General features: G+C 67.9%; 18 protein-coding genes. 11 read left to right on the forward strand and 7 right to left on the reverse strand.

Going from position 1 to position 23787, the window contains the following annotated elements:
• Positions 1-323 precede the first annotated feature (323 nt).
• Together OG876_RS32610 and OG876_RS32615 are read left to right on the forward strand one after the other, a co-directional pair.
• Positions 324-2360 (forward strand): DUF1906 domain-containing protein, encoded by a 2037-nt coding sequence (locus tag OG876_RS32610; RefSeq protein WP_328520521.1) that lies wholly within the window; start codon positions 324-326, stop codon positions 2358-2360.
• A 330-nt stretch (positions 2361-2690) separates the two neighbouring features.
• Positions 2691-3092 (forward strand): class I SAM-dependent methyltransferase, encoded by a 402-nt coding sequence (locus tag OG876_RS32615; RefSeq protein WP_328520522.1) that lies wholly within the window; start codon positions 2691-2693, stop codon positions 3090-3092.
• Here OG876_RS32615 and OG876_RS32620 read toward each other — a convergent pair.
• The 3 genes from OG876_RS32620 to OG876_RS32630 form a co-directional block, all read right to left on the reverse strand.
• Complete coding sequence (locus tag OG876_RS32620) at positions 2999-3724, reverse strand: GAF and ANTAR domain-containing protein (RefSeq protein WP_328526987.1); 726 nt, start codon at positions 3722-3724, stop codon at positions 2999-3001. The genes OG876_RS32615 and OG876_RS32620 overlap by 94 nt on opposite strands.
• A 427-nt stretch (positions 3725-4151) precedes the next feature.
• The gene (locus OG876_RS32625) at positions 4152-5018 is read right to left on the reverse strand and encodes a S41 family peptidase (protein WP_328520523.1); all 867 of its coding nucleotides are present in this window, start codon (positions 5016-5018) and stop codon (positions 4152-4154) included.
• 200 nt (positions 5019-5218) lie between these two features.
• On the reverse strand, positions 5219-6343 hold the full coding sequence (locus OG876_RS32630) for an alpha/beta hydrolase-fold protein (protein ID WP_328520524.1): 1125 nt from the start codon (positions 6341-6343) through the stop codon (positions 5219-5221).
• A 76-nt stretch (positions 6344-6419) separates the two neighbouring features.
• Here OG876_RS32630 and OG876_RS32635 point away from each other — a divergent pair, with 76 nt between their 5' ends.
• On the forward strand, positions 6420-7034 hold the full coding sequence (locus tag OG876_RS32635; protein ID WP_328520525.1) for a TetR/AcrR family transcriptional regulator: 615 nt from the start codon (positions 6420-6422) through the stop codon (positions 7032-7034).
• On the opposite strand, the gene OG876_RS32640 is transcribed toward OG876_RS32635, so the two are convergent.
• From OG876_RS32640 to OG876_RS32650, 3 genes are all read right to left on the reverse strand, one after another.
• Positions 7021-7533 (reverse strand): DinB family protein, encoded by a 513-nt coding sequence (locus OG876_RS32640; RefSeq protein ID WP_328520526.1) that lies wholly within the window; start codon positions 7531-7533, stop codon positions 7021-7023. The two genes, OG876_RS32635 and OG876_RS32640, sit on opposite strands and share 14 nt — an antisense overlap.
• Before the next feature lie 250 nt (positions 7534-7783).
• Positions 7784-9229, reverse strand: a complete 1446-nt coding sequence (locus OG876_RS32645; RefSeq protein ID WP_328520527.1) for an MFS transporter — start codon at positions 9227-9229, stop codon at positions 7784-7786.
• The gene (locus tag OG876_RS32650) at positions 9229-9801 is read right to left on the reverse strand and encodes a dihydrofolate reductase family protein (RefSeq protein WP_328520528.1); all 573 of its coding nucleotides are present in this window, start codon (positions 9799-9801) and stop codon (positions 9229-9231) included. Before OG876_RS32650 ends, OG876_RS32645 begins: the two co-directional genes overlap by 1 nt.
• A gap of 130 nt (positions 9802-9931) precedes the next feature.
• On the opposite strand from OG876_RS32650, the gene OG876_RS32655 reads away from it, so the two are divergent.
• The 3 genes from OG876_RS32655 to OG876_RS32665 all read left to right on the forward strand — a co-directional run bounded on the left by OG876_RS32655 (position 9932) and on the right by OG876_RS32665 (position 13017).
• Positions 9932-10993, forward strand: a complete 1062-nt coding sequence (locus tag OG876_RS32655) for a sigma-70 family RNA polymerase sigma factor (RefSeq protein WP_328520529.1) — start codon at positions 9932-9934, stop codon at positions 10991-10993.
• Positions 10994-11210: 217 nt separating this feature from the next.
• Complete coding sequence (locus tag OG876_RS32660) at positions 11211-12521, forward strand: adenylate/guanylate cyclase domain-containing protein (RefSeq protein WP_328520530.1); 1311 nt, start codon at positions 11211-11213, stop codon at positions 12519-12521.
• Between the two features lie 175 nt (positions 12522-12696).
• A complete protein-coding gene (locus OG876_RS32665) occupies positions 12697-13017 on the forward strand; it encodes a hypothetical protein (RefSeq protein WP_328520531.1) in 321 nt (106 codons plus the stop codon).
• Between the two features lie 239 nt (positions 13018-13256).
• Here the strand turns inward: OG876_RS32665 and OG876_RS32670 are convergent, their stop codons facing one another.
• The gene (locus OG876_RS32670) at positions 13257-14549 is read right to left on the reverse strand and encodes a S8 family peptidase (RefSeq protein WP_328520532.1); all 1293 of its coding nucleotides are present in this window, start codon (positions 14547-14549) and stop codon (positions 13257-13259) included.
• 381 nt (positions 14550-14930) lie between these two features.
• On the opposite strand from OG876_RS32670, the gene hrpB reads away from it, so the two are divergent.
• The 5 genes from hrpB to OG876_RS32695 all read left to right on the forward strand — a co-directional run bounded on the left by hrpB (position 14931) and on the right by OG876_RS32695 (position 23530).
• The gene (gene hrpB, locus OG876_RS32675) at positions 14931-17483 is read left to right on the forward strand and encodes an ATP-dependent helicase HrpB (RefSeq protein WP_328520533.1); all 2553 of its coding nucleotides are present in this window, start codon (positions 14931-14933) and stop codon (positions 17481-17483) included.
• Positions 17484-17674: 191 nt separating this feature from the next.
• Complete coding sequence (locus tag OG876_RS32680; protein ID WP_328520534.1) at positions 17675-19894, forward strand: glycoside hydrolase domain-containing protein; 2220 nt, start codon at positions 17675-17677, stop codon at positions 19892-19894.
• Entirely contained in the window at positions 19891-21201 is a 1311-nt protein-coding gene (locus OG876_RS32685) for a glycosyltransferase (RefSeq protein ID WP_328520535.1), read from the forward strand. Before OG876_RS32680 ends, OG876_RS32685 begins: the two co-directional genes overlap by 4 nt.
• A 763-nt stretch (positions 21202-21964) precedes the next feature.
• Positions 21965-22258, forward strand: coding sequence for a hypothetical protein (locus tag OG876_RS44130; RefSeq protein WP_442914043.1), 294 nt, complete (start codon positions 21965-21967; stop codon positions 22256-22258).
• A 198-nt stretch (positions 22259-22456) separates the two neighbouring features.
• On the forward strand, positions 22457-23530 hold the full coding sequence (locus OG876_RS32695; RefSeq protein WP_442914044.1) for an IS630 family transposase: 1074 nt from the start codon (positions 22457-22459) through the stop codon (positions 23528-23530).
• The last annotated feature ends 257 nt before the right edge of the window (positions 23531-23787 follow it).

Here is a 23787-nt window from a genome sequence, read left to right on the forward strand (position 1 = left end):
AGGGGTGCAGGCCGAAGTCGGGAACTCGTGGCGAACGAGGCCGTCGCCGGTTTCGTCGAAATTCCGTACCGGCCATGGTCGTCGTTGTCTTCGAGCTCGATCCGCGTCTCTGTGCGCTTCCTGGTCCGCAGCGCATGCTGCCACCGACGCTGCCCCCAACCGCTGCTCCTGTGATCTGCATCGATAGCATTCGGGCATCGAGGCGAGTGCCTGAGGCTCTTGGACAGAGCGGCGGGCACTCGCCTTGACTTGGGGATCAGGGGTTGGGACTGGGGGTCGCACTTTCCGCCGGGCCAGCCGTCCGCCGAAAGTGAGGAGCTTCTGTGAGGCTGTACAGACCCGGGGTGCTGATTGTCGCCCTTGGGCTGGTGGCCGGGGTGGCCGCCGTGGTGACCATCAGCCGCCCGGCCGCCGCGGAGGAGACCCAGAAGGTCTCGTACCGCGGTTACGAAGTCACTGTGCCAGTGAGTTGGCCGGTCGTCGACCTGGCCGCCAATCCGACTAGCTGTGTGCGTTTCGACCGTCCCGCCGTGTATCTCGGCCGGAGCACCGCTCAGGCCAACTGCCCGGCCCATCTGGTCGGCCGCAGCGAGGGACTCGTTCTCGAGCCGTTGACCAAGGAACAGCGGTCGGCACCTGGCCTGCTGCGTCGTGCCGTCAAGGATGCCGGCGTACTCGCGACGGCCTACTACGCTCCGGGCGACGAGCAGGCGGCCGACGACGTACTGGCCACGGGTCGCGTCGTCTCGAAGACCCAGTCCGCCCAGGTCGCTCAGCCGGCCGCGGTCGCGCCCTCGGTGGTTGCCACGGGCAACTTCACCGGTCAGGCGTTCGACGCTTGTACGGCGCCGAGCCAGTCGACGATGGACGCGTGGCTGCCGGACTACAAGGCCGTCGGCATCTACATCAGTGGTGGCCTGCGCGCCTGTGCGCAGGCGAACCTGACGCCTGACTGGGTGTCGACCAACGCGAGCAAGGGCTGGCAGTTCCTGCTGATCGACGTCGGCATGCAGGCACCCTGCACGAACTTCAGCAGCAAGATGTCTACTGACCCGGCCACCGCACTGGCGCAGGGCAAGACCGCCGCCGCCAACGCCGTTGCAGCGGCGCAGGCGCTTGGGTTCGCGCAGCGAAGCGCGATCTACAGCGACATCGAGGGCTACGCCTCCACGGCCGCGTGCAAGGCCTCAGTGCTGTCCTACCTGAGCGGTTGGACCCAGGAGCTCAACGCCCGCGGCTACCTCGGTGGCGCCTACGTCGCCGCCGGGTCGGGTGGTGTCGACCTGAACAGCGCGTACACCAGTACGGCGTACACGCGGCCGGACAACCTGTGGTTCGCCCGCTGGAACAACGTGGCGGCCGTCACCGACGACAAGTACATCTCGAGCACGTACTGGACGAACCACCAGCGAGTCCACCAGTATGTCGGCAACGCCACCGAGACCCACGGCGGCGTGAGCATGAACATCGACAAGAACTGGGCGGACCTCACCCCACCGCCGCCACCTGTCAGCAGCCTCAGCGTGACCGGTTCGGTGGGCTCTGCCACGCTGCGCTGGACCAGTCCGGCCGGTACGACGCTCGGCCAGATCATCGTCCGCGGCGCGCCGGGCAACACCGCGCCCGCGCTGCCGACGTCCGGTACGGCGATCTACAACGGCACCGCGAGCCTCTATACCGTGACTGGATTGGCGAACTCCGCCAGCTACGCCTACCGGGCCTGGGTGAAGGACAGCACCGGAAAGATCGGCCCGGGCATCGGCGTGCGTCTGATCGGCACGAAGGCCACGATCACGGCCAGTGCCGCCTCGATCATGTACACCCGGCCGGTCACCGTGAGCACCACGGTGACGCGGATCAACGATGGCGGCAAGCTGTCCGGCGTACCGGTCTACCTGTACGCCAAGGCGAAGACCGCGACGAAGTGGTCGCTGGTGGGACAGTTCACGTCGGACGCCAACGGTGTGGTCAGTTCGGCGCAGAAGCCCGCAGTGTCGACGTACTACATGTGGGGCTACAACGGCACGACGGGTTTGCTGGGCACGCGAAGCGCGACTGTGCTGGTCCAGGTCCAGCCGGCGATGTCGGCGTACCTGACCCCGTCCCCGATTCTGCTCGGCCAGTCGTCGGTGCTGTACGGGTATCTGAACCCGCCGCACGCCGGGATGACCGTCTACTTGCAGCGCCGGTCGGGAACCAGTTGGGTCGCGGTGACAACGGGAAAGCTGGCGACGAACGGAAAGTTCGCGTTCAGCATCAAGCCGACTGCACGCGGCACGTACACGTACCGCGTCGTATGGCTGGCAGACGCCGACCACCAGGGGACGCAGACCGCGTCGAAGGTCCTGACGGTCAGCTGACCGCGGTCAGGCCGGCCGCCACACTTCGACTGTGTGCGGCCGGCCTGTCGTACCGGGTCAAACCCACCGCTACCTCCGATCCCCGCGTCCGATTGCAAGACCTGAGGCCTACCGGCATGTGGCCTCAGTCGACGATCTTGTTCAGCAGCCCGACCACGCCGAGCGCTGTACCGACACCGCCAATCAGTCCGGTATACGACCGCCTCGGCTTCCGCAGATCGGCGAGGACGACAGGGAGGACAAGTCCGCTGGCTCCCGCCGGCCGCGGAACGGCAGAACGAGATCTGGAACGCCGACGCCGCGCAGAGGTATGACACTCCAGGGTCCGGCATGTTCGCGCCCGAGGTGCCGTTGCCCACGGTCGAGCGGTTGGCGGAGCTCGCGGCTGACAGGCGCGCGCTCGAGTTCGCGATCGGCACCGGGCGGGTCGCCGTACCGCTGGCGGAGCGCGGCGTACCGGTCAGCGAGATCGAGCTGTCCACCGCGATGCTCGAGCAACTGCGGTCGAAGGCCGATCAGGCCGCGCCCCGGGTGACTGTCGGCGACATGTCCGCCCCTGCACTCGTCGGTGGAGGTTTCGAGGTTCGGGTGATGGCAACTGCGGTTGCGACTACGTCACCGTTGGAGATGCCTACGTGTCAACGTGGGTTGCCGGGAGAGCCTGGGAGTTTGCGGGTGTCGATGAGTTGCTGGGCGACATCGCGGAGCTTGACGTTGCTGTCCTGGGAGTAGCGTCGCAGGACCGCGAAGGCACGATCGGCGTCCAGGTCGAACCGCTCCATCAGAATCCCCATCGCCTGTCCCACCAGTTTCCGCGCGTCGACCGCCTCGGCCAGGGTCTTGTCTCGCCTCGCGCTGGCCACCGCGACCGAGGCGTGCCGAGCCAGGATGTGGGCCACCGCCTCGTCGTCGTCGGAGAAGGCGTCCAGCCTGGTGCTGTACAACCCGAGCACTCCGACTGTCGCGCTACCGTTGCCGACCGCGAGCGGAACGTCGAGCACGCTGCGCACGCCGAGCTCAGTGACTTTCGCCGCCCAATCCGGCCATCGGGTTTCATTGGTGGTGTCGCGGATCAAGACCGTAGATCGGTTGTGCAAAGCGGTCACCAGCGGGCCCTTCCGGGTGCTGATTTGTGTTTGGTAGATGGCTTCGACCACCGGGGCGGTCACCGCGGCAATCTCCGGCCGGCCTCGGGTGAGCAGTGCGACACCGGCGTAGCTGCAGTTCAGCGCCTGCAGTGCGAAGTGCACCACTGCATCTACAGTTTCGTCTACGGTCGGCAAGTCGTGCAGCGCGATCGCCAGCTCAGCGAACACGTCAGCTGGGGCAGCGGTCCCCGCCACCGCCACGGAGGAGTCTTCCATCACGCGAAGGACTTCGAATGTGAGCCGGGTCGGCAGGGGGCGAACGGTGCTGCGCGCATCGTGATTCACGTTGGAAGCCATCGGTCGCTCGTCTCGGTCCTGGGCAACTGCCCGGTAGGTCGTAACCGAGGACGACAGGGCCAAATGGCGGTGATTGAAAGCCGACGGCAATTGAAGGGTATCAGGCCATGAGGCCGCCGGACGCATGTAGCGAGGACGCGCCCCTGTGTCGACGCGGCGGACGCTCGTCCTCGGCGGTGACCAAGCGCTACACACGCGTGACGAACAACCTCGCCGAGGATGGTCCGCCGTCGAGGGTGATCACGGGTTCGCGCAGTGCCCGGACGTTACTGCGCCCTGTCGGCGCGCGAGGCTGGGACAGGCTCAATCGGAAACGAAATGACCTGGCCCTGCTAGCCAGTAGCCGTTAGCGGAGCGCCGCCACTGCGGTCTCGATCACCGTGTCGGGAGGGCTCACGACGTCGGGCACGACGCCGGTGCCTTCCCAGTTGGTGCCGGTGATGCTGTCGACGACGTACGCCTCGGGCAGGTACGCCAGAACCGTCGGCGCAAGCCGGATCGGCGTGATGTGATCGGCGGCGCCGGGCGTGGTCTCACCCACGACGACAACCCGGCCCCGTGTCTGCAGGTGATATGCGAGCGCTTCGCCGGACGAGAACGTGCCCGGGCCGACGAGGATGGCGACCTGCTGCCGCAGACTCGTGCCGGACGGCAGGGCGGGTGTCCACCACTGGCGCCGCCGGTTCGGATAGACGACCTCGGACAGCTGCGTCGGCGTATCGCCGAGCAGCCGGCCGGCGATGTGCGCCACCGTTGCCGAGTCGCCGCCCCCGTTGGCGCGCAGGTCGAGCAAGATCCGGGCCGAGCCGTGCGCGAGGGCGAACGCGGCGTCGAGATACGGCTGGGCGAGGCTGACGGGGTCGAGCTCATCGACGCTGATGAGGCAGGTGCCGTCCGCCAGCCGCCGTACCTGCGAAACGCCCGCGGCCCGAGCCCGGACCACGTCCGGGTCGGGATCCGGCCAGCCCGGCGACACGCTGTCGGGCCGGCCGGTGCCGCCGGGCTCGAAGGTAAGCGCGAGATGGCGGGAGACCGTCCACGCGCACCGTTCGATCGCCACGCAGTCGGTGTCAGTGACCGGGGTATCCACCGCCTCGAACCGTTCGGTGAGCACGGCGATCAGCTCGTCGCGGCGGGCGCCGGGTGGCATCAGCCGGCGCAGCCAGCCCGTGAGCCGCTCGACGAGGTCATGCACCACCAGGGCGTCGGACATGATCGAACAGTAGAGCAGTGGGTCCGCGTCCAGCAGTCTCGACCGTTATGCCCGCAGCAAACCGACGGACATGACTCCCTGCGTCGACCACACCGTCCACAACGCAGACCCCCTGCTCAGAGCCGACAGGTGCGGCGATCCCGCCCGGCACCGCTTCGCGCCCTCGGCGACCTGTGGGTGCAGGCCGACCGCCGATCCGTTCAGTGCAGGGCGGCGATGATGCCGTCCGCCAAGCCTCCCCGCCAGCAGGCGTAGTCGTGGCCACCGCGGTACTCCCTGAACGAGGCGGCGTGGCCGCGCTTCGTCAGTACGTCGTGGAATCGGTGGTTGGCCTTCAGGAGCTCGCCCTCCTCGCTGCCGGCTTCCAGGTAGAACCTCGTGGGCCGCGCTGTGGGCTCTTCGTAGGCGGCGATGACCGTCGCGCCGGAGAGTCCGCCGGTGTCATCGCCCGGCCACCACATGGCGGCCGACTGGCCGATCACCCAGCCGATCTGATCTGGCGCGACGGCGGCGACATGCGCAGCAGCCAGTCCGCCAAGGCTTTGCCCGGCGAGCACAGTCCGGCTTGGCTCGTCGGTGACCGGGTAGGCCGTGCGCAGATACGGCAACAGGTCGCCTAGGACGAACTCGACGAACTGATCCGGGTGGGTCAGGCTGCGGACCCGCTCCGGCCCGCGCTCGGCGGAACCGTTGATCGACTCGACCAGGACGGCAACGAAAGGCGGTACGACGCCATCGGCGATCAGGTTCGCGAACGTTGCGGTGATATCGAGCCGCACCCAGGAGCTGCCGTCGAAGGAGATCACGAGCGGCAGATCCGCTGACCTTCGATCGGTGTCCGGGGTCCAGACCTGGATGACCGAGTCGTCGAGTTCTATGCGGGTGAGCTGTCCCCGCCGTACGTCGGGTCGTCTGGCTGCCCAGGGCTGCGGCAGCGCAGCTGGAAGTTCGAGAATCGAGGCCGGACCGGGGTTGCCCCACAACGTCCCCGGTGGCAGTCCCGCCGAGATGTGTGGATCCGGCACCCCGGCAGCGAGGACCTGCAGCCACTGATCCTCGTCCGGCTTCGGTGTACGCAGCGAGAGATCGCGAACCGGGCAGAGTTGATAGGCCGTCCGCAGGTCGGCGGGTAGCTTCGAAGTCCAGGCCCAGCTGCCACCCGGTCCGGGCACCATCAGGAAATGGGAGAGATTCCCGGCCTCCTGGGCGTCATCGGTCAAGGCGACCAGTCTGACGAGGACGTCCACAGCAGGGTGCGTCGGGTCGGTCTCCACCCAGCGCAGTGTGACCTCGTGACCCGAGGTGAGGTTCTCCAGATGCGGCATGCCTCGTCGTAGCATGAGACTCACTGTTTCAACCATCGGCCGACCGGGGGTGGCAGTGGACAGCAAACTCCTCGCTGTGGCCACCGAACTGCTCGACGAGTACGGCTGGAGCGCCCTCAGTCTCGACCGAATCGCTGAGCGGGCCGGCGTCTCTCGCGCGACGGTCTGGCGAGCTGGGCTCACCCGCACCAATGTCGAACGCTTGTTGCGACTGAGGCTGGCCGCCGACTATCAGGAGCTGATGTGGCGCCCGCCGACGCCCGGCTCGGGCGTTGATCGCCTCGAGTTCGCGCTCAGGTCACTCTGCGAGGTGGCCGAGCGAAACCTGCCGTTACTCGCTCACACCGACCTCGCGTTCCATGGACCGGACCTGGACGCGATCGGCGTCGAGCTCGACTACTTCGGACCCTGGCTCCAGATCCTCGAACAGGCCGCCACCGACGGGACCCTGCCACCGATCGAGGACCCGTCGAGATTCGTCGTAGCACTGACAGACGCTCTGCTACTCACCTATGTACACCTACGCGCCCACCACAGCGACTACGGCTGGACCACCAGCCGCACTGCCGACCACCTGGTCAACCTACTGACCCGCGGCTTCGCCCCCGCCGCGACTGAACCTCACGCCTCATGGCAGAAGGCGATTCGGACTACCAGCGCGGACTGCGGAACTGAGGTCAGTTCAGGGTGAGCTGTTGCCGGTGGAAGTCGAAGTGCTGTGTCGGGAAGCGGTACACGTCGGCCAGCGTCATGTACTCCCTGAAGAACGGATCCCATCGCGTCGGGTAGTACATTCCCCGCGCCAGGTCCGATTCGCTCTCCGCATCCAAGCGCCGGTGCAGCTTGTCGATAACGTGGTCGAACATCACCAGCATGCGATGAGGGCTCAGCGTGTTGCCGCCGGCGTACGAACCGAGGTAGTTCATCACGTCGAACGGCCTGGTCCCTGCGTTCAGTAGCCGTGCGTACCTCCGGCTGGCTCCGCTGGGGAGGCGCCCGAAGATCCGTACCAGTCGGAGCAGGGCCCGGAGGATCAGGTACCCGAGCAGCATGTGGAACAGCAGTTGCCGGTTGGTCCACCGCGTTCCGTTGGACGGTCTACGCAGGGCGGCCTTGTCGGCGTGCTCGACGAGTTGGTGGAAGTCGCGTCGAGCCCGCTCCCACTCCTCATGCGCCTGACTCCGCTCCATGTCTCATGGTCGGCCGCGATGTTGCCCGTGCCAACAGCACCGTGGCGCACTGCTTCCCGTCAACGATCACCGTGCGGACCCGGATGATTCATCCGGGTCCGCACCGGCCGAAGAACTGCCCAAGCTCTGTAGCCGACAGCGAAGGCGCGATGGCCGCCTCTTGCCGAATCAACGCGTACCTCAAGGCATGCTGCCTGCGGTCTCAGAATCGGTGTGGGCGGAGTACACCTGCCTCAGGTGCCCGACACGGCTAGCGGTGCGTGGGTCCGGTTGGCTGCGGGATCGGCTCGCCGCCTCGCCGCTTGCCGGATGCGATCGACAGGTCGCCGCCGCGACCGCGGCGCGGGAACGCTACGAGTGTCACGAGCAACCCCAGGCCGGCTGCCGCGAATACGACCCAGTACGCACGGTGGAACGCGTGGGCGTCCAGACCGCGGGACGCGAGGACCGTGGCCGCGACCGCGACGCTGATGCCTCCGCCGACCTCTCGCATCGTCTCGACGAGGCCGCCGGCAAGCCCGGCCATGTCGTGGTGCACCCCGGTGAGAGCGCTGATCTGGACGGCGGGTGCGGCCAGGCCCCCGGCGAACCCGGTCAGGATCAACATCGGCATCAGGCTGCTCGCATAATGCGGATGTGCGGGGACTCGGGTCAGCAGGTAGGCGGCGACGGCCAGCACTCCGAAGCCCGCTGTGATCAGGCGCCGCGGTCCGACGATTCCCACGAGTTTCGCGCCGCTCGTCGCCGCGGTCACGAAGGACGTGACGGTGGTTGCCAGCCAGGCCAGACCCGTGCGAGTGGGGGAGTAGCCAAGCGCCTGCTGCATGAGCAGCGACCCGAGGAAGATGGACGCGAAGATTGCGCCGAACAGCAGGAACGCGGCGAGGTTCGCAGCAACCAGCGACCGGTTCCGTACTGCTGCCGCCGGTACCAGCGGCGCGGACGATCGGGTCTCGATGACCACGAACACGACGAACGCCACGGCCGACGCGGCGAGTAGGCCCAGGGTGCCGGTCGATCGCCATCCGTGAGTGCTCGATCGGCTCACGGCGTACACCAGCAACAACAGGCCACCGGTTGCCGTGAGCGCGCCGCCGAGGTCGAAGCGTTGCCGCACCGCGCGCCCTGGAGCTTGGTGCGGAAGCAGCAGTACTCCCAGCGCGATCAGCCCCACCCCCACCGGCGCGTTGATGAAGAAGATCCAACGCCAGCCCGGACCGGCGGTCAGCAGACCGCTTGCGAGCACTCCGATCGAGGCCGAGATGCCAGTGGTGGCGCCGTAGACGCCAAGAGCCCGATTGCGCTGGGCGCCTTCGGCGAACGTCACGGCGAGGATCGCCAGCGCTGCCGGCGGGACCATGGCGGCACCCAGACCCTGTACGGCGCGCGCGGCAACGAGTACTCCGGTCGACCCGGCGAACCCCGCGAGTACCGAGGCCGTGGTGAAGACCGCCAGCCCGGTGATGAGGGTACGGCGCCGTCCCCACAAGTCGGCGATTCTGCCGCCGAGCAACAGGAAGCCACCGAGCATCAGCCCGTACGCCGTCACGATCCACTGCACCGAGCCCTGCGTGATGTGCAGGTCCCGCTGGATCGTTGGCAGCGCGACATTCACGATCGCGACGTCGAGCACGACCATGAATTGCGCAAGGCAGCACAGCAGCAGAACGAGGCCTGATCTGGGGCGCGTCCGCATCACGCGCTCCGCTCGTAGGTCAGCTGGACGAGTCCCTCGCCCACGGTCGCGACACCGGACAGCCGCAGCGCGCGCGGGATCGTGAGGTCGCTGAAAACCCGTTCGCCCGAGCCCACGATGTGCGGGAAGACGATCAGCCGCACCTCGTCGATCAGGTTGTGCTCGGCGATCGTGCGCACGAGCTGGTAACTGGCATACACGACGACGTCGCCGTCGACCCGCTGCCGCAGCCCCGCGATCTCTGCGGCGATGTCACCGGTGAGGACGGTCGTCGGGCCCCAGTCCGTCCGTCCCGCGGTGGAACGGACGACGTACTTGGGTATCCGGTCCAGGGCGGCTGCCCAGTCGCCCGGACGTCCCACCCATCGCTGCGCGAACCACTCGTAGCTGCGGCCACCGACCAGCAGCGCTGCCGTGTTCAGTGCCTCCTCGAACTCCACCTTGGCCCAGGCCTCGCGGTCCGCGTCCGGGATCCGGGTGAACCAGCCCCCGAACTCGAAACCCTCTTCGCCGGTCGGATCCTGGCTGATCCCGTCCAGCGTGGCATTGGTGCTGATCACGATGCGTCCCATCGAAGTCTCCTGTCGTTTTTCGGTACGGACGGTTGAGGTAGGCACCGGGCGGCTCCGAAACTGGGCGGCGGGGCACCGCCCAGTTCTCGTCTCCGGTGGTGTCTGTACCGGCAAAGGAGGTGGTTGGCGCATGCGACCGATCGAGGACGACTTGTTGGTACGAGCGCAGGCCGGGGACGGTACTGCGTTCCGGGAGCTCACCGAGCCGTATCAGCGGGAGCTCCTGGTGCACTGTTACCGGATGCTCGGCTCGCTGCAGGACGCCGAGGACACGCTGCAGGAGACCCTGCTGGCCGCCTGGCAGGCCATGCCCGGCTTCGAGGGCCGCTCGTCAGTCCGCACCTGGCTCTACACGATCGCAACCAACCGCTGCCTGAACGCGCGGCGGGCGATCCGCCGTCGGCCGGCAAAGGAGTGGGACGTGCCTGGAGTGCAACCACCGGCCGCGACACGCAGCGGCGAGGTCGTTTGGCTCGAACCACTCCCCGAACACCTGTCAGCTGATGTCGGCACGGCGCCCGGCCCGGAGGCGCGGTACGAGCAGAGCGAGTCGATCTCGCTCGCGTTCGTGACCGCCTTGCAGTTGCTGCCACCCCGCCAGCTCGCCGTACTCGTCCTGCGTGACGTCCTTGGCTATCGGGCTCATGACGTGGCCGACATGCTGCACACCACGACAGAGTCGGTGACGAGCGCCCTCAAACGAGCGCGGGCCGCGCTGCTCAAGGAGCCCGCCGGCGTGGCCGAGCGGCCGGCGGCACCACAGCCCGGCTCGCCCGCCGAAGCGAGGCTCGTCGCGCAGTTCGTCCGCGCGTACGAGGCGAGCGACGTCGACGGGGTCATCGCGCTACTCACCGACGACGTGTTCCTCTCGATGCCGCCGATGCCGTTCGAGTATGAAGGCAAGCCGATCGTCGCCGAGTTCTGGCGGCTGCTGTTCAACGCGAATCGCCAGTACCGCCTGGTGCCCACCCGCGCCAACGGCCAGCCGGCGTTCGGTACCTATGTTCGCGGCGCCGACGGTGTCTTCCACGGCACCGGCCTGTTCGTGATCACCCTGGCGGGCGAGCAGATCAGTGCGATGACCCGGTTCGAGAAGATGCTCCTGGCCAGATGCGGGTTGCCCCGAACACTGCCCGCCGTACGTGGGTCAGAAGATGTAGAACCCGGTGACGGCGATTGGGACTCTCCCTAGCAGGAGCCAGGATCGGTCACGGTCTGGCCGCGCAGGATGCGCTCGGATGCATTGGGAAAGCTCGGACTGGGGTTGGGGCAGGTGGCAGCGCCCGGGCCAACTGTCTAGAAGGATCGGGATCTGTCGCGCAGCCACCGCGCGCGCCCGCCCGGCCTTGGCCGCCGTAGGCACATTCGGTGGCTGTTGCCGCCGGACCGTGCCGCATAGGCTCAGCCGGGTGACCGGGTCGCGGGTCCAATCTGGCGCCGCCGGGTCCAGCCCGAGGCGGACGGTCGCACGCCAGTTGGAGCGACTGGCGGGGCTCGGCGCTCGGCCGGAGGACTCCCATGACGAGCGGCTTCGGCAGGGGACGCTCATCTTCGTGTCGGTTCTGATCGCCCTGATCGCCACGATCTGGGTTCTCACCTACCTCGCCTACGGCGACCCGGTCTCGGCGGCGATTCCAGGCGCCTATCAGGTGGTCACCGTCGTCGGGCTGGTCGTGCTGGCTCGGACGCGGCGTTTCGGCACATTCCGCACCACACAGCTCGCAGCGTTCCTGGTGCTGCCTGCCTTGTTGCAGCTCTCGCTCGGCGGCTTCGTGGCCTCGAGCGGGATGATCCTGTGGGCGATGGTCACGCCGCTGGCGGCGCTTGCGCTGCTCGGACTCGGGCGCTCTGTGCCGTGGCTGGCGGCGTACCTGGTCGAGTTGGTCCTGCTGGCCGTCCCCGACGCCCGGCTCCCATACTCCCCAGCGGCGCTGCCGGCCGGGTTCGTGGTCACGTTCCTGGTGCTGAACATCGCGGGCGTCACGGTGAGCGCGTATGTGATGCTCGGCTACTTCGTGGAGCAGCGGGACCGCGCCCACCGGGAGCTCCAGCTGGAGCGGGAGCGGTCGGAGCGGCTGCTGCTCAACGTGCTGCCGGAGCCGATCGCGGAGCGTCTCAAAGCCGAGCCGGGCGTAATCGCGGAACACTACGATGCAGTGAGCGTGCTCTTCGCCGACATCGTCGGCTTCACCGCGCGGTCCGCGGTGACGGAGGCGGCGGAAGTCGTTGCGCTGCTGGACCAGGTGTTCTCCGCGTTCGACCGGCTCGCCGATGCCGCGGGCGTCGAGAAGATCAAGACGATCGGGGACGCGTACATGCTGGTCGGCGGGCTGCCGGAGCCGCAGCCGGACCACCTTGCGGCGGTTGCCCGTACCGCGCTCGCGATGCGTGAGGAGATCGCCCGGATCGCGGCCCGCCCGGGGCAGGGCTGGCTTGCGGTCCGGATCGGGATCGACTCGGGACCGGTGGTCGCCGGAGTGATCGGCCGGCGCAAGTTCATCTACGACCTGTGGGGCGACACCGTGAACACGGCGAGCCGGATGGAGTCCTATGGACAGCCCGGCGAGATCCAGGTGACCGGGCGAGCTGCCGCCGCGCTCGGCCCGGAGTTCGTGGTGCGGCCGCGCGGCACGATCCAGGTCAAGGGAAAGGGCCCGATGGAGACCTACCTGCTCGACTGGGCCGATCAGGCTGCGCAGGAGATACCTCCGGGCCGATAGTCAGCAGCTCATTGCCCTGGCTGGCCCGCTCGCGTGCTCGCATCGACCCTGTCCGTCGAACGGGGCAATCCCAACCTAGCCGGTCGGGAGTGTGCCTGACGTGATTGTCCGTTGCACCTGATCTCATGGGTGAGGCGAGTGTCATGATCGGTATCGGGATCACCGGGAGGCTGGGATGACGCCGGGGGAGCGGTTCGACGAGTTGGTTGGCGAGTTCCTGGATATGCCTGGAGTGACGGGGCCAGGTTCGGGGCGGGGCTTCGGTTCTTCGGCGTTGCGTGTCGGGAACAAGATCTTTGCGATGCTGGCGCACGATCGGCTGGTGGTGAAGTTGCCGGCGGCCCGGGTCGATGTGTTGGTGGCCGCTGGGGAGGGAGTTCGGTTCGACGCGAACAAGGGTGTGCCGATGAAGGAATGGTTCAGTGTTGATCCTGATTCGGCTTTGTCGTGGCAGGAGCTTGCTCGTGAGGGTTGTGCTTACGTCGCGGGGAAATAGACATTTCGGTCACGTGGCCCGACCCGGGGACAGCCCGACCGACTTCGTCCGCGAAGCATGTCGGCCCGAATCGTCTGTTCGATGAGCTGCTCTCGGGTTCATGCCCGGGTGGAGTGGATCGCGGTGGCGCGAGTACTCCTTCGGCAACACGGTCAACAGCTGACTTGCCGGTCGGCACCCGAGAGGCGTACTGACGCAGTGCGGATCGAGCTGATCGGCCGCACTGCGTCAGCGTGCGCTTAGCGGTGGGTCGACGCCTTCGCGTCACCCGGCAGGAGCACCGGCCCGACTGCCGGCAGAACGCGGCGGTGGCTGAAGGCGAGCAGGGCGTTGGCTGCCTGTTTGGGGCGTTCGCCGGTCAACGACATTCGGGCGGCGATGAGGCCCGCCACCATGGGAGTTGCGAATGAGGTGCCGCTCCATTGCGCCATACCGGCGAAGTCGCGGAACCGGCCTGCGTTTGGTCGTTCGGTGCATTTGTAGCGCCCGGTCAGAAACGCGTTCACGAGATTCTCGCCCGGTGCATAGACGTCGACCCAACTGCCATAGTTGCTGAACGACGCACGGCTGGTTCCGTCGGCGGCCAGTGCTCCCACCGAAACGGCGTCGGGGTAGGCGGCCGGCCAGAACCGCTGGTCAGTGCCGTCGTTGCCGGCCGCGGCGACGAGTACGGGGCCGTCCGCGCCGCCCTGCCGCGGCCGGGTGAAGGTGTCGAGAGCCATCGACGGTACGTCGAAGCGCGTCGTGGAGCCGGCCGAGAGACTGATGATGTCCGGACCCTCGTCCATCACTTCCGCCAGTCGATCGGCCAGATCCGCCTCGAACACCGCTCCAGCCTTGTTGAAGTAGCTCTTCACCACCACTTCGGCCCGCGGCGCGATCGCGCGGACGACGCCCGCGATGAAGGTTCCGTGACCCGCGTACGGGCGGATCAGCTTGGTCACCGGGTCGAAGGCCACTTCGGGATCGCCGCTAACGCCCTTCAGCCAGCGTGCACTCGGTGCCGGGGTCCAGCCGACGTCCAGGACGACCACCTTGACCCCGCGGCCGTCGGCCTTGCCCACCTTGGTCAGAAATGGATCTGGGAGCGCGCCTTCAAGCACTTCCTCGGGCTCCGTCGCGGGGCAAGGACTGACGCTGCAGACGTAGAACAGGTGTTCCGGCGTGACATGACCGCGGCCGAACCGGCTGTCGGCATGCGCCAGGAAACGCTGGATCTCAGTGAAGCCGTCGCCGTCCGGTGCGTCGGCCGGTACGGCGTCCGGCAGGTCGAGCCGGGTGACGCCGAGGCTGCTGCGCCGAGCGTTTCCACCGCCGAACAAATCCACCGCTCGGGGACCGTCGTGATCCCTGACCAGCACGCCCCTGGACCGGTAGATGGCGTTCACCCCGGCGGTGCGCCAGTTCGGCGGATCGATCTCGATCTCGTCGCCGAATTCGGCCAGAATCAGCTCGACCTGGTCTTCGAATTTATCGTTTGAGTCACCGTCCGGCTGGTTGTTGTTCCCGCCTGAGTTGTTGTCGTCCGGCATCTTCTTTCCCCCTCGATCATCACAGGCAGGTACATCCCGGCCAGTTAACATTTCACTGTGCCGACAAACCAGAGGGTGTGTCGAGGGCGCCGGAGGATCTGCTGACTTCGGCTTTGTCACGTCCGCATGAGGCGATTTCCGCCGAGCAACTGCTCCTCGGGAGCGGACCGCCGCAGTTCACCGCGTCGATCGCTCACCGGGCCGGCGGCATCCGCTTGCGCCAACTGGGCGACGTCGACACCGCGATCCGGCAGATGCGGCCGGTGAGATTGGCCGGTACGCCGGCTTCGAGGCGCCGTTCGATTCCGAGTCGGTGGCTTGGGTGAATCCGCTTGCGGTTGGCTGGGCGGTTCTGTGGTGGTGGTCGGCTAGCGTCGGGGCGTGTTGTTGCCTGAGTCGTCGGTGCCGGGGGCGGATCTGCCTGTCCGGGCGGTTCTGCCTGCCACGGTCGATGCGGTGCGTTCGCGCGGTACTGCGGTGTTGGTTGCGCCGCCTGGATCGGGGAAGACCTCGCTGTTGCCGCTTGCGCTGGGCGACGCGCTCGGGGGCACGATCATCGTCGCCGAGCCGCGAAGGATGGCAACCCGCGCGGCTGCGGTCCGGCTGGCGATGCTGGTCGGCGAACCGCTCGGGCAGCGGATCGGCTACGCGATGCGCGGTGAACGCAGCGGCGGCCAGGGACTCCGTGTCGAGGTGGTGACGACAGGGCTCCTTGTACGGCGTCTGCAGCAGAACCCGGAGTTGCCGGGTGTCGCCGCGATTGTGATCGACGAGTGCCACGAGCGGCACCTCGATGCCGATCTGCTGCTCGCGTTCTGCGTCGACATCCGGGCGAATCTTCGGGACGACCTGGCGATCGTCGCGACCTCGGCCACGGCGGACACGATCAGGCTGAGTCGCGCCTTGGGCGCTGAGGTTCCAGCTCCTGTGATCACCGCTTCTGCTGCGCTGTACGACGTCGCGATCGAGTGGGCCCCACCACCGGTCCCCGTGCCGCTGCTTCCCGGTGGGCGGGTCGACCCGCGCTTACTGGATCACGTCGCGGCCGTCGTCCGGCGTGCACTGACCGAGAACGACGGCGACATCCTCGTGTTCGTCCCGGGGGAGGCCGAGATCAACGGCGTGACTCGCCGGTTGGCCGGTGAGAATGTCCTGCCGTTGTTCGGTCGCCAGTCCAGGGCTGAACAGGAGCGCGCGTTGGCGTCGTCCGCCACTCGCCGGATCGTGGTCACGACGTCGGTCGCGGAGAGTTCGCTGACTGTGCCGGGGGTCAGGGTTGTGGTCGACTCGGGTCTTGCCCGGGAGCCGCGGACCGATCAATCCCGTGGCCTCGGTGCGTTGGTCACCTGCCGGGTCTCGAGATCGTCGGCCGACCAGCGAGCGGGTCGCGCCGGGCGGGAGGCGCCTGGCCGCGTCTATCGGTGCTGGTCTGCCACCGACCACGCGCATCTCGACGATCATGCGGCACCGGAGATTGCGATCGCCGATCTGGCAGCCTTCGCCCTCGACCTCGCGGCGTGGGGTGCGCCTGCTGGTGACGGTCTGAGCTTGCTCGAGGCGCCGCCGGTGGTGGCGATGACTGCGGCCACCGAATTGCTGCGCCGCCTCGATGCCGTTGACGACGGCGGCCGGATCACTGAGCGGGGACGGCGGATGGTGGCGATCGGGGCGCATCCCCGGTTGGCTCGTGCGTTGCTGGACGGGACACCACGGGTCGGCGCCGACCGGGCACGCGAGGTCGTCGCGATGCTCTCGGACGACTCCGGCCGCGACTTCGGCGATGATCTACCGGCCCGCTGGCGAGCCCTCCGCCGCGGCGAGGACCGCGGAGCCACGGCCCGCTGGCGAGAAGAAACAAAGCGCCTGGGCCGAGGCACGACGACCGGCGCCCCGTTGGATGGCGATGGAGTGCGGCCGGCGATTGGTGGGCCGGCTGGTCGGGGGACGCGCGTAGTACCGGATGATCTTGCGGTCGGGGTTGTGGTGGGGTTGGCGTATCCGGATCGGATTGCGCGGGTCCGGGGGGTCGACTCGGCGACGTACCAGATGTCTGGTGGCACGGGTGCTGCGCTGGATCCGCAGTCGCCGTTGCGGACCACGACCTGGCTGGCGATCGCGGTTGCTGACCGGGCACCCGGTCGCGCCGACGCCAGGATCCGTTCCGCGGCCCCGATCGATGAGCAGACCGCGCGAGACATCGCCGGCGACCTCGTCTCGACCACCGACCAGATCCGCTGGGACGACGGCCGGATCGTGACGCGGCGCGTCGAGGCACTCGGGGCGATCGTGCTGAACGACGTCCCGCTGGCAAACCCCGACCGGCTGCTCGTCCAAGCGGCCGTCCGCGACGGTATCCGGCGCAGCGGTCTGTCCGTACTGCGCTGGTCGGAGGCCGCGCTCGCCTTGCGGGAGCGGCTCGCGTTCTGCCATGCCCACCTCGGAGCGCCGTGGCCTGCGGTCGACGACGAGGCACTCCTGGCCGATCTTGACGAATGGCTCGGTACCGAGCTTGCCTCGGTGCGAGGCGCGCGCGATCTTGCCCACATCGACGTGGCTTCGGCGCTTCGGCGACTGCTGCCATGGCCCGCAGCAACCCGGTTCGGCGAACTCGCACCGGAACGGCTCCGGGTCCCATCGGGCTCCGAGGTGCGACTCGCGTACGACGGTGTCGAGCCGCCGGTCCTCGCGGTGAAGCTGCAGGAGGTATTCGGCTGGACTGCCACTCCGGCCGTCGCGGACGGTCGTGTCCCAGTCGTTCTGCACCTACTGTCGCCCGCACGGCGCCCGGTCGCGATCACGAGCGATCTCGCCTCTTTCTGGAAGCAGGGTTATCCCCAGGTGCGCGCCGACCTGCGAGCGCGCTACCCCCGCCATCCGTGGCCGGAAGATCCACTCACCGCCGTCCCGACCAAGCGACTAAAACCTCGGCAGTGAACCGAGCCGGTCCTCACCGCCATGCTCCGGCGAACTCGTCCTGTGTGACGGTCTGCGGGTTGATGTCGAGATTCTCGGTGCCTCTCCGGAGATCCTTCGCGACGTAACCTGCGCGTCTCCTTCGGTCACGCGGCTGAAACATGCACTTCTTACCTTGAGAGTCCACGTCAGCCGCGCGAGGCGGTGAGCCGATGTACGAGCACGTCGACCCGTTCATCGGGACCGGCGCCACCGACCTGCCCTCGCCCCAGGGCCTGGCTGCGACCTGGTGGTGGCCCAAGCCGCAGGTCGGCAACACGCACCCGGGCGCCATGCACCCCTTCGGGATGGTGTCGGCCTGTCCGTACTCCGGTGCCTACCCGACCGGCTACGGGCTGTACGACTTCAACACCGAGGGCGTGCCCGACCTGTTGTACGACCGCCCGGTCGCCTCGGGCTTCACTCACTTCCAGCAGTCCGGCACTGGCGCGATCCGCAAGTACTACAACTACTTCCGGGTCACGCCGATGCTCGGTCCGCTCGACGACCTGGGCACCACCTGGGACCTGCTGGAGGAAGTGGCCGAGCCCGGCTACTACGCGGCGACGCTGAGCTCCGGGGTGCGCTGCGAGGTGACGGTCGGCCCCAAGTCGGCCGTCCATCGGTACACCTTCCCGGCGCATGACGCCGCCCGGATCGTGATCGACGCATCGACCGGCGGCCTGGCCATCCCGCACAGCCGGACGGTGCCGCTGAAGGCGCACCTGGCGATGCTGGAGCCTGGGGTGGCCCAGGGGGAGATCCACGTGGAGGGGGTGCCGCTGGCCGTACACCTGGAGGTCGACGCCCCCGGCTGGCGGCAACTGCTGTGGTACGACCGGCGCCTGATGCCTGGCGGCACCCGCCTCGACTTCGACTACATCCGGCCGACCACACTGCGGCCGTTCGGGGTGATGTTCATGGGTCCCTCGCGTGCCGAGCAGACCGTCGAGGTGCGGCTGGGGTTCTCCCTGCGCGGGTGTGAGAAGGCCCGCGACAACCTGCACACGGAGGTCGGCCGCAGCCAGGTCACCTTCGCCGGGCGGCGCGATCACACGGCAGCCACCTGGCGCGACCACCTCGCCAAGGTTGCGATCAAGGCCGAGTCCGACGACCAGGCAACGGTCTTCGGCACCGCGCTCTACCACTCGATGGTCAAGCCGTGCTTCGCCCCGGACGAGAGTCCGTCGTGGACGACCGAGGGCCCCTACGCGTTCGACATCTGCACCATGTGGGACATCTACCGTACCCAGCTGCCACTGATGACCACGTTGTTCCCGCAGCGTTCGGTCGCGCTGGCCGGCGCGATGCTGTCGATAGCCGAGCAGGAGGGCAACCTCCCGATCGGCTATCGGATGGCCAAGGGCGCCGACCGGTTCTCCCGGCAGGGCAGCGCGCTCGCGCACACGTTCCTGGCCGACCTGTGCCAGCTGGATCTGCCGGGTATCGACTGGGACTGGGCCATGGTGCACCTGGAGATGGACCTGCGCCGGACGTACGGCGAGGACTACCTGGTGCACGGTGTCGCGCACCCGATCAGCCACACCCTCGACCTGGCGTACGCCTACCACTGCACCGCGGCGATCGCCCACAAGGTGCGCGACCGGACGCTGGCCCAGCAGATGCGCAACCTCGCCAAAGGCTGGCAGGCGGCGTACGACCCCGACACCGGCCTGCTGCGCGACTCGACGTTCTACGAGGGCGGCCGGTGGAACTACTCCTTCCGGCTGCTGCACGACATGCGCTCCCGCATCGCGCTCGCCGGCGGCGATGCGGCGTTCGTGGGGCTGCTCGACCGGTTCTTCGGGTACGACGCGGCACCGGTCACCCAGCCAGGGGTGACGCCGGGCGTGGCCGAGATGAACTCCGGGTACGGCCTGTGCCGGTTCGAAGGATTGAACAACGAACCGGACTACGAGGCGCCGTGGTCCTACCACTACGCCGGACGGCCGGACCGAACCGCCGAGGTGGTGCATGCCGCGGTCGCCAACCAGTTCGGCACCGGTCGGGGCGGGCTGCCAGGTAACGACGACTCCGGCGGGCTGTCGGCGTGGTACGTGTGGGCGACGCTCGGGCTGTTCCCGGTGGCCGGGCAGAACCTGTTCCTGGTGAGCGCGCCGGCCGTGGCGGAATCCACCAGCCGGCTACCGGAGGGCGAGCTTTCGATCACCACAACAGGATTCGAGCCGGTCGAGGCAGGAGGGCCGGTCTCCTACGTCCAATCCGTCGCGGTAGACGGCAAGACACTCGAACGCCCCTGGATCTCCGGCATGGAACTGCGGCACATCCGCAACCTGCACATCGAGCTCGGCCCTCAGCCCTCAGGCTGGGGCACCCGGACCAGGCCACCATCCACATCCGACCCGCTGCACACCGCTGGAGGTGAGGCATGAATATCGCTGCCGACACGCTCGTCCCGTCCACACCGAACCGCCGCCTGGTCATTGTTGTCCGCGCAGACCCAGTGATCTGTGGGCACTCCGGTGAGGCCCGGTGCCTCGCGGAGGTGGCGCTCACCCGCGGGTTCGACGACGTACGGATCGTGACCTGGCCGCTGGATGCGCTGGAGGCGACCGGGCTGCCGTTGAAACCACTCGATCGCGTGCTGCCGTACAGCCCTGGCATCACCGTGGAGCGGCCCGATCCAGTTGGCGACTACCGGGTTCCGGACGGGCGCCTCCTGTCCGGGCTCATCGGGCGGCTGGTCGAGCTGTTCAGCGACGGGGTACCGACGGTGGCGATGTCGCTGTACCTGAGCCCGCATGCGATCGCCGTACAGGAGGCCGTCCAGGTGGCGCGCCGGATCGGGCCCGCACGGGTCATCACTGTGGCTGAGGCGGTAGGCTCCGACATCACCAACGTGGTGCGCGAGTGTGTTGCCACCGGCCGGTTCGGGGCGGCGGCGTACATCCTGTCGGTCTACCTGGCGGCCGACCACTGCGTGGCGGTGTCGGCGTACACCAGGGACCTGATCGTGGCCTCGGCAGCAACCCTCGACGGCATGCGCGGTACGACGTTCGCGCAGCGATGCCGTGAGCGGATCGCCATCTCCTACCCAGCCGTCGACTCCTGGACCTACCTGTCGCTCACTGATGACAGGATCGCCGAAGATCTTGCCCACCGCGGCCTTTCGAGGGACGGGTACGTACTGTTCCTGTCCCGGATCGCCTCGGCGAAGGGGGTCGACGACCTGATCGACGCCTACGCCGGGTCGCGGTCGGCCGAGCGGGTGCCGCTGGTCCTGGCCGGGCGCGGGCCGCACGAAGATGCGGTGGTGGCGCGGGTGGCTGCAGCGGGCCTGGGCGAGCGGGTGCAGGTGCTGACCGACGTGGACGACGCGGAGAAGCCGGCGCTGATGGCCGGGAGCGCGGCGTTCGTGCTGCCGACACGCGAGCAGCCGGAGTTCGTGGAGACGTTCGGGATCGCGCTGGTCGAGAAGGCTCTCGCCGGCGGCGGGCCGATCATCACCTGCGCGACCGGCGGCGTACCCGAGGCGGTCGGTGATACGGCCCTGCTGGTGCCGCAGCGTGACCCGGCCACCCTGCGGACCGTCCTTGACGAGGTCGTGTGCGACTGGACCCGCGAGCAGCGGGCGGAGGCCGAGCGGCGCGCGCGGGCGTACGCGTTGCAGTTCGACCGGGTCGCGGTGTTCGACCGCCTCTTCGCGCTCGCCGAGCCTCCCGCCTTCCACGTCGCCTGAGCTCGATCCGCCGGTCGCGGCGGCCGCTCTCGGAAGCGAGCTTCGTGTGGACTGAGGTGTCCTCGTCACGCCGGTCGGAGAGCTGTACGAGGTGCTGGATCTGCAAGTGAATTGCAACCACGAGACCAGAACGGCCGAAGTCGCCATAAGCCCCGCCCTGCGTGGCTTCAGCGTTGGTGTCCGAGGAGGAACACGCACACTATCCACACGCCTGCAGTTGAGCGTATGAGATGAGGGGAGACCGACTCGAACCCCGGAACCGCTGAGTTGCAGTCTACGTTGATCGTGAATCGCCACTGGTGAGCGAGATGCCTTGCAGGTAAGGGATTCAGTGGCCGCGATAGACGCGTCAGTCCTCATCATTGTCCGTCCTTTCGCGCTGATTCGGGTGCGTACAGAGGTGTGCAGGAAACCCCGGCCGGCACTCGGGTGACAGGAGGTACGTCGTAAAGGCCGTCTCGGACCGACACCACTTGGCCGTAGCGATGCGGCCGAGGCCGGCGAGTTTGATGACGCCAGCCGCTTTCGGCGACGGCGACGTGCTCGACGACCTCGCCTCGTCGGAGTCTCCGGATGCTTGCGGCAGGAGGCTTCGGATGAGCATCTGAAGGCGTAGGTCATCTGTCCCGTGCTGCATAACTCGACCTCGGGAGTTGCACCGGTCGAGCTGCCGACGACTGCTCGGAGCGGATCTCAAGCCGCGCGGGGTACGCCTTCATCCAGCTGATCAAAGAAGATCGTCGCGCCGCTGGTCTTCTGTGACATGGTCACGCGGATCGCCAAGGTCGGTGACGTGAAGTCGGTCGGCCGGATCGGTTTGAAGGCGATCGTGTACTTCGAGCTGATGACCACCTTCGCCCTGGTCTTCGGCCCGATGCGCCAACCTGGTCGAGCCGGGTGCCCGGGTTCGACGTCACCGTTGCGGCCCTCGACGCCGGCCCGATCCGGAGCGCCTGGCGGGTTGCCGCGTTTGGGTGACGGCGCAGACCTCAAGCCACCATGCCAACGTGGTCGCCGGTCGGAGAGGGGAGGAAGCGAGGTCGGCACGCCGGGTTGATCCGATACGCCGCGTCGAAGGTGCCTCGGTGCTACGCGGCAAACCACTCCAGGTTTGGCCCGCAGCAGGAGCCGACCGTTCGGAGACGGTCGTTTTCGGCACCGTCCCGGCCCATCGGACCTGGTTGTGCCACCGTGCGCGGGTGCTAGTGCCGCGCGTCGTTAGTTGATTTACGGTTGGTGGTTGGGATGATGAGGCATGGCGAATCGTCCTGCGGCTGCGTTGGTGTTGCGTGAGGGTGACGAGGCGGGTCTGGTCGCGTTGATGCGGGCGTCGAGTGTGCGGGCTGGGTTGGCGCAGCGGGCGCGGATCGTGTTGCTGGCCTCGCAGGGGGTGTCGAACACCAGGATCGCGGAGTTGGTCGGGGTGTCGCGGCCGACGGTGATCGGGTGGCGAGATCGGTACGCCGAGCGGGGGCTGGCTGGGCTGGACGACGAGCCGCGTGCGGGCCGGCCGCGGACGGTTGATCATCGGGGCATCGTGGCCGCGACGTTGAGGCCGCCGCCGAAGAAGTACGGGGTGACGCACTGGTCGTCGCGGTTGTTGGGGCGGCATCTGGGGATCGGGGATGCCACGGTGGCCAGGGCGTGGCGTGAGTTCGGGGTGCAGCCGTGGCGGTCGGAGTCGTTTCGTTTCTCCACCGATCCCGAGCTGGTGGCCAAGGTCACCGACGTGGTCGGGCTGTATTTGGCGCCGCCGGACAACGCGGTGGTGTTGTGTGTGGACGAGAAGAGCCAGATCCAGGCGCTGGACCGCACGGCGCCGATCCTGCCGCTGCAGCCGGGGCTGGCCGAACGCCGCTCGCACGACTATGTCCGGCACGGCACCACGACCCTGTTCGCCGCGCTGGAGATCGCCACCGGCCAGGTCACCGCGGCCTGCAAACCGAGGCATCGCCACCAAGAGTTCCTGGCGTTCCTCAAGCAGGTCGCCCGTGCCCACCCCGGCCGCGAACTGCACCTGGTCATGGACAACTACGCCGCCCACAAACACCCCAAGATCAAGGCCTGGCTGGCCGACAACCCCCGCGTCAGCGTGCACTTCACCCCGACCCACGCGTCCTGGATGAACCTGGTCGAGGTGTGGTTCTCCATCATCGAACGCCAAGCCATCCACCGCGGCACCTTCCGATCCGTCAACGACCTCACCGCCAAGATCCGGGCCTTCATCACCGGCTGGAACGACCGATCCCACCCGTTCGCCTGGACCAAGACCGCAGACCAGATCCTCAACAAGGCCAACCGTCAGAAGACATCAGACGCGCGGCACTAGGCCGCAAGCCCAAAAGAGCTGTTTGGCAGGCAGACGGGACCCGCGGGTCGTTCGTGCGCCGGACACCGTATTTTCCGAGTGGTTTCTCGCATCCGACAGATGAGGAGCGGAGTGGGGGCCTCGACTCCTGATCGGGAGCGTGAAGGTCGAGCGACCGGCATCGAGAGGGGATACACACCATGGGCGTGCCATGGAGCATCACCAGCGGGATCGCACAATTGCCAACAGCGCAGGACAGCGAGATGAAGCCTGGCCAG

Source organism: Kribbella sp. NBC_00359, from assembly GCF_036097425.1.
In the GTDB taxonomy this organism is placed as follows: Bacteria; Actinomycetota; Actinomycetes; order Propionibacteriales; family Kribbellaceae; genus Kribbella.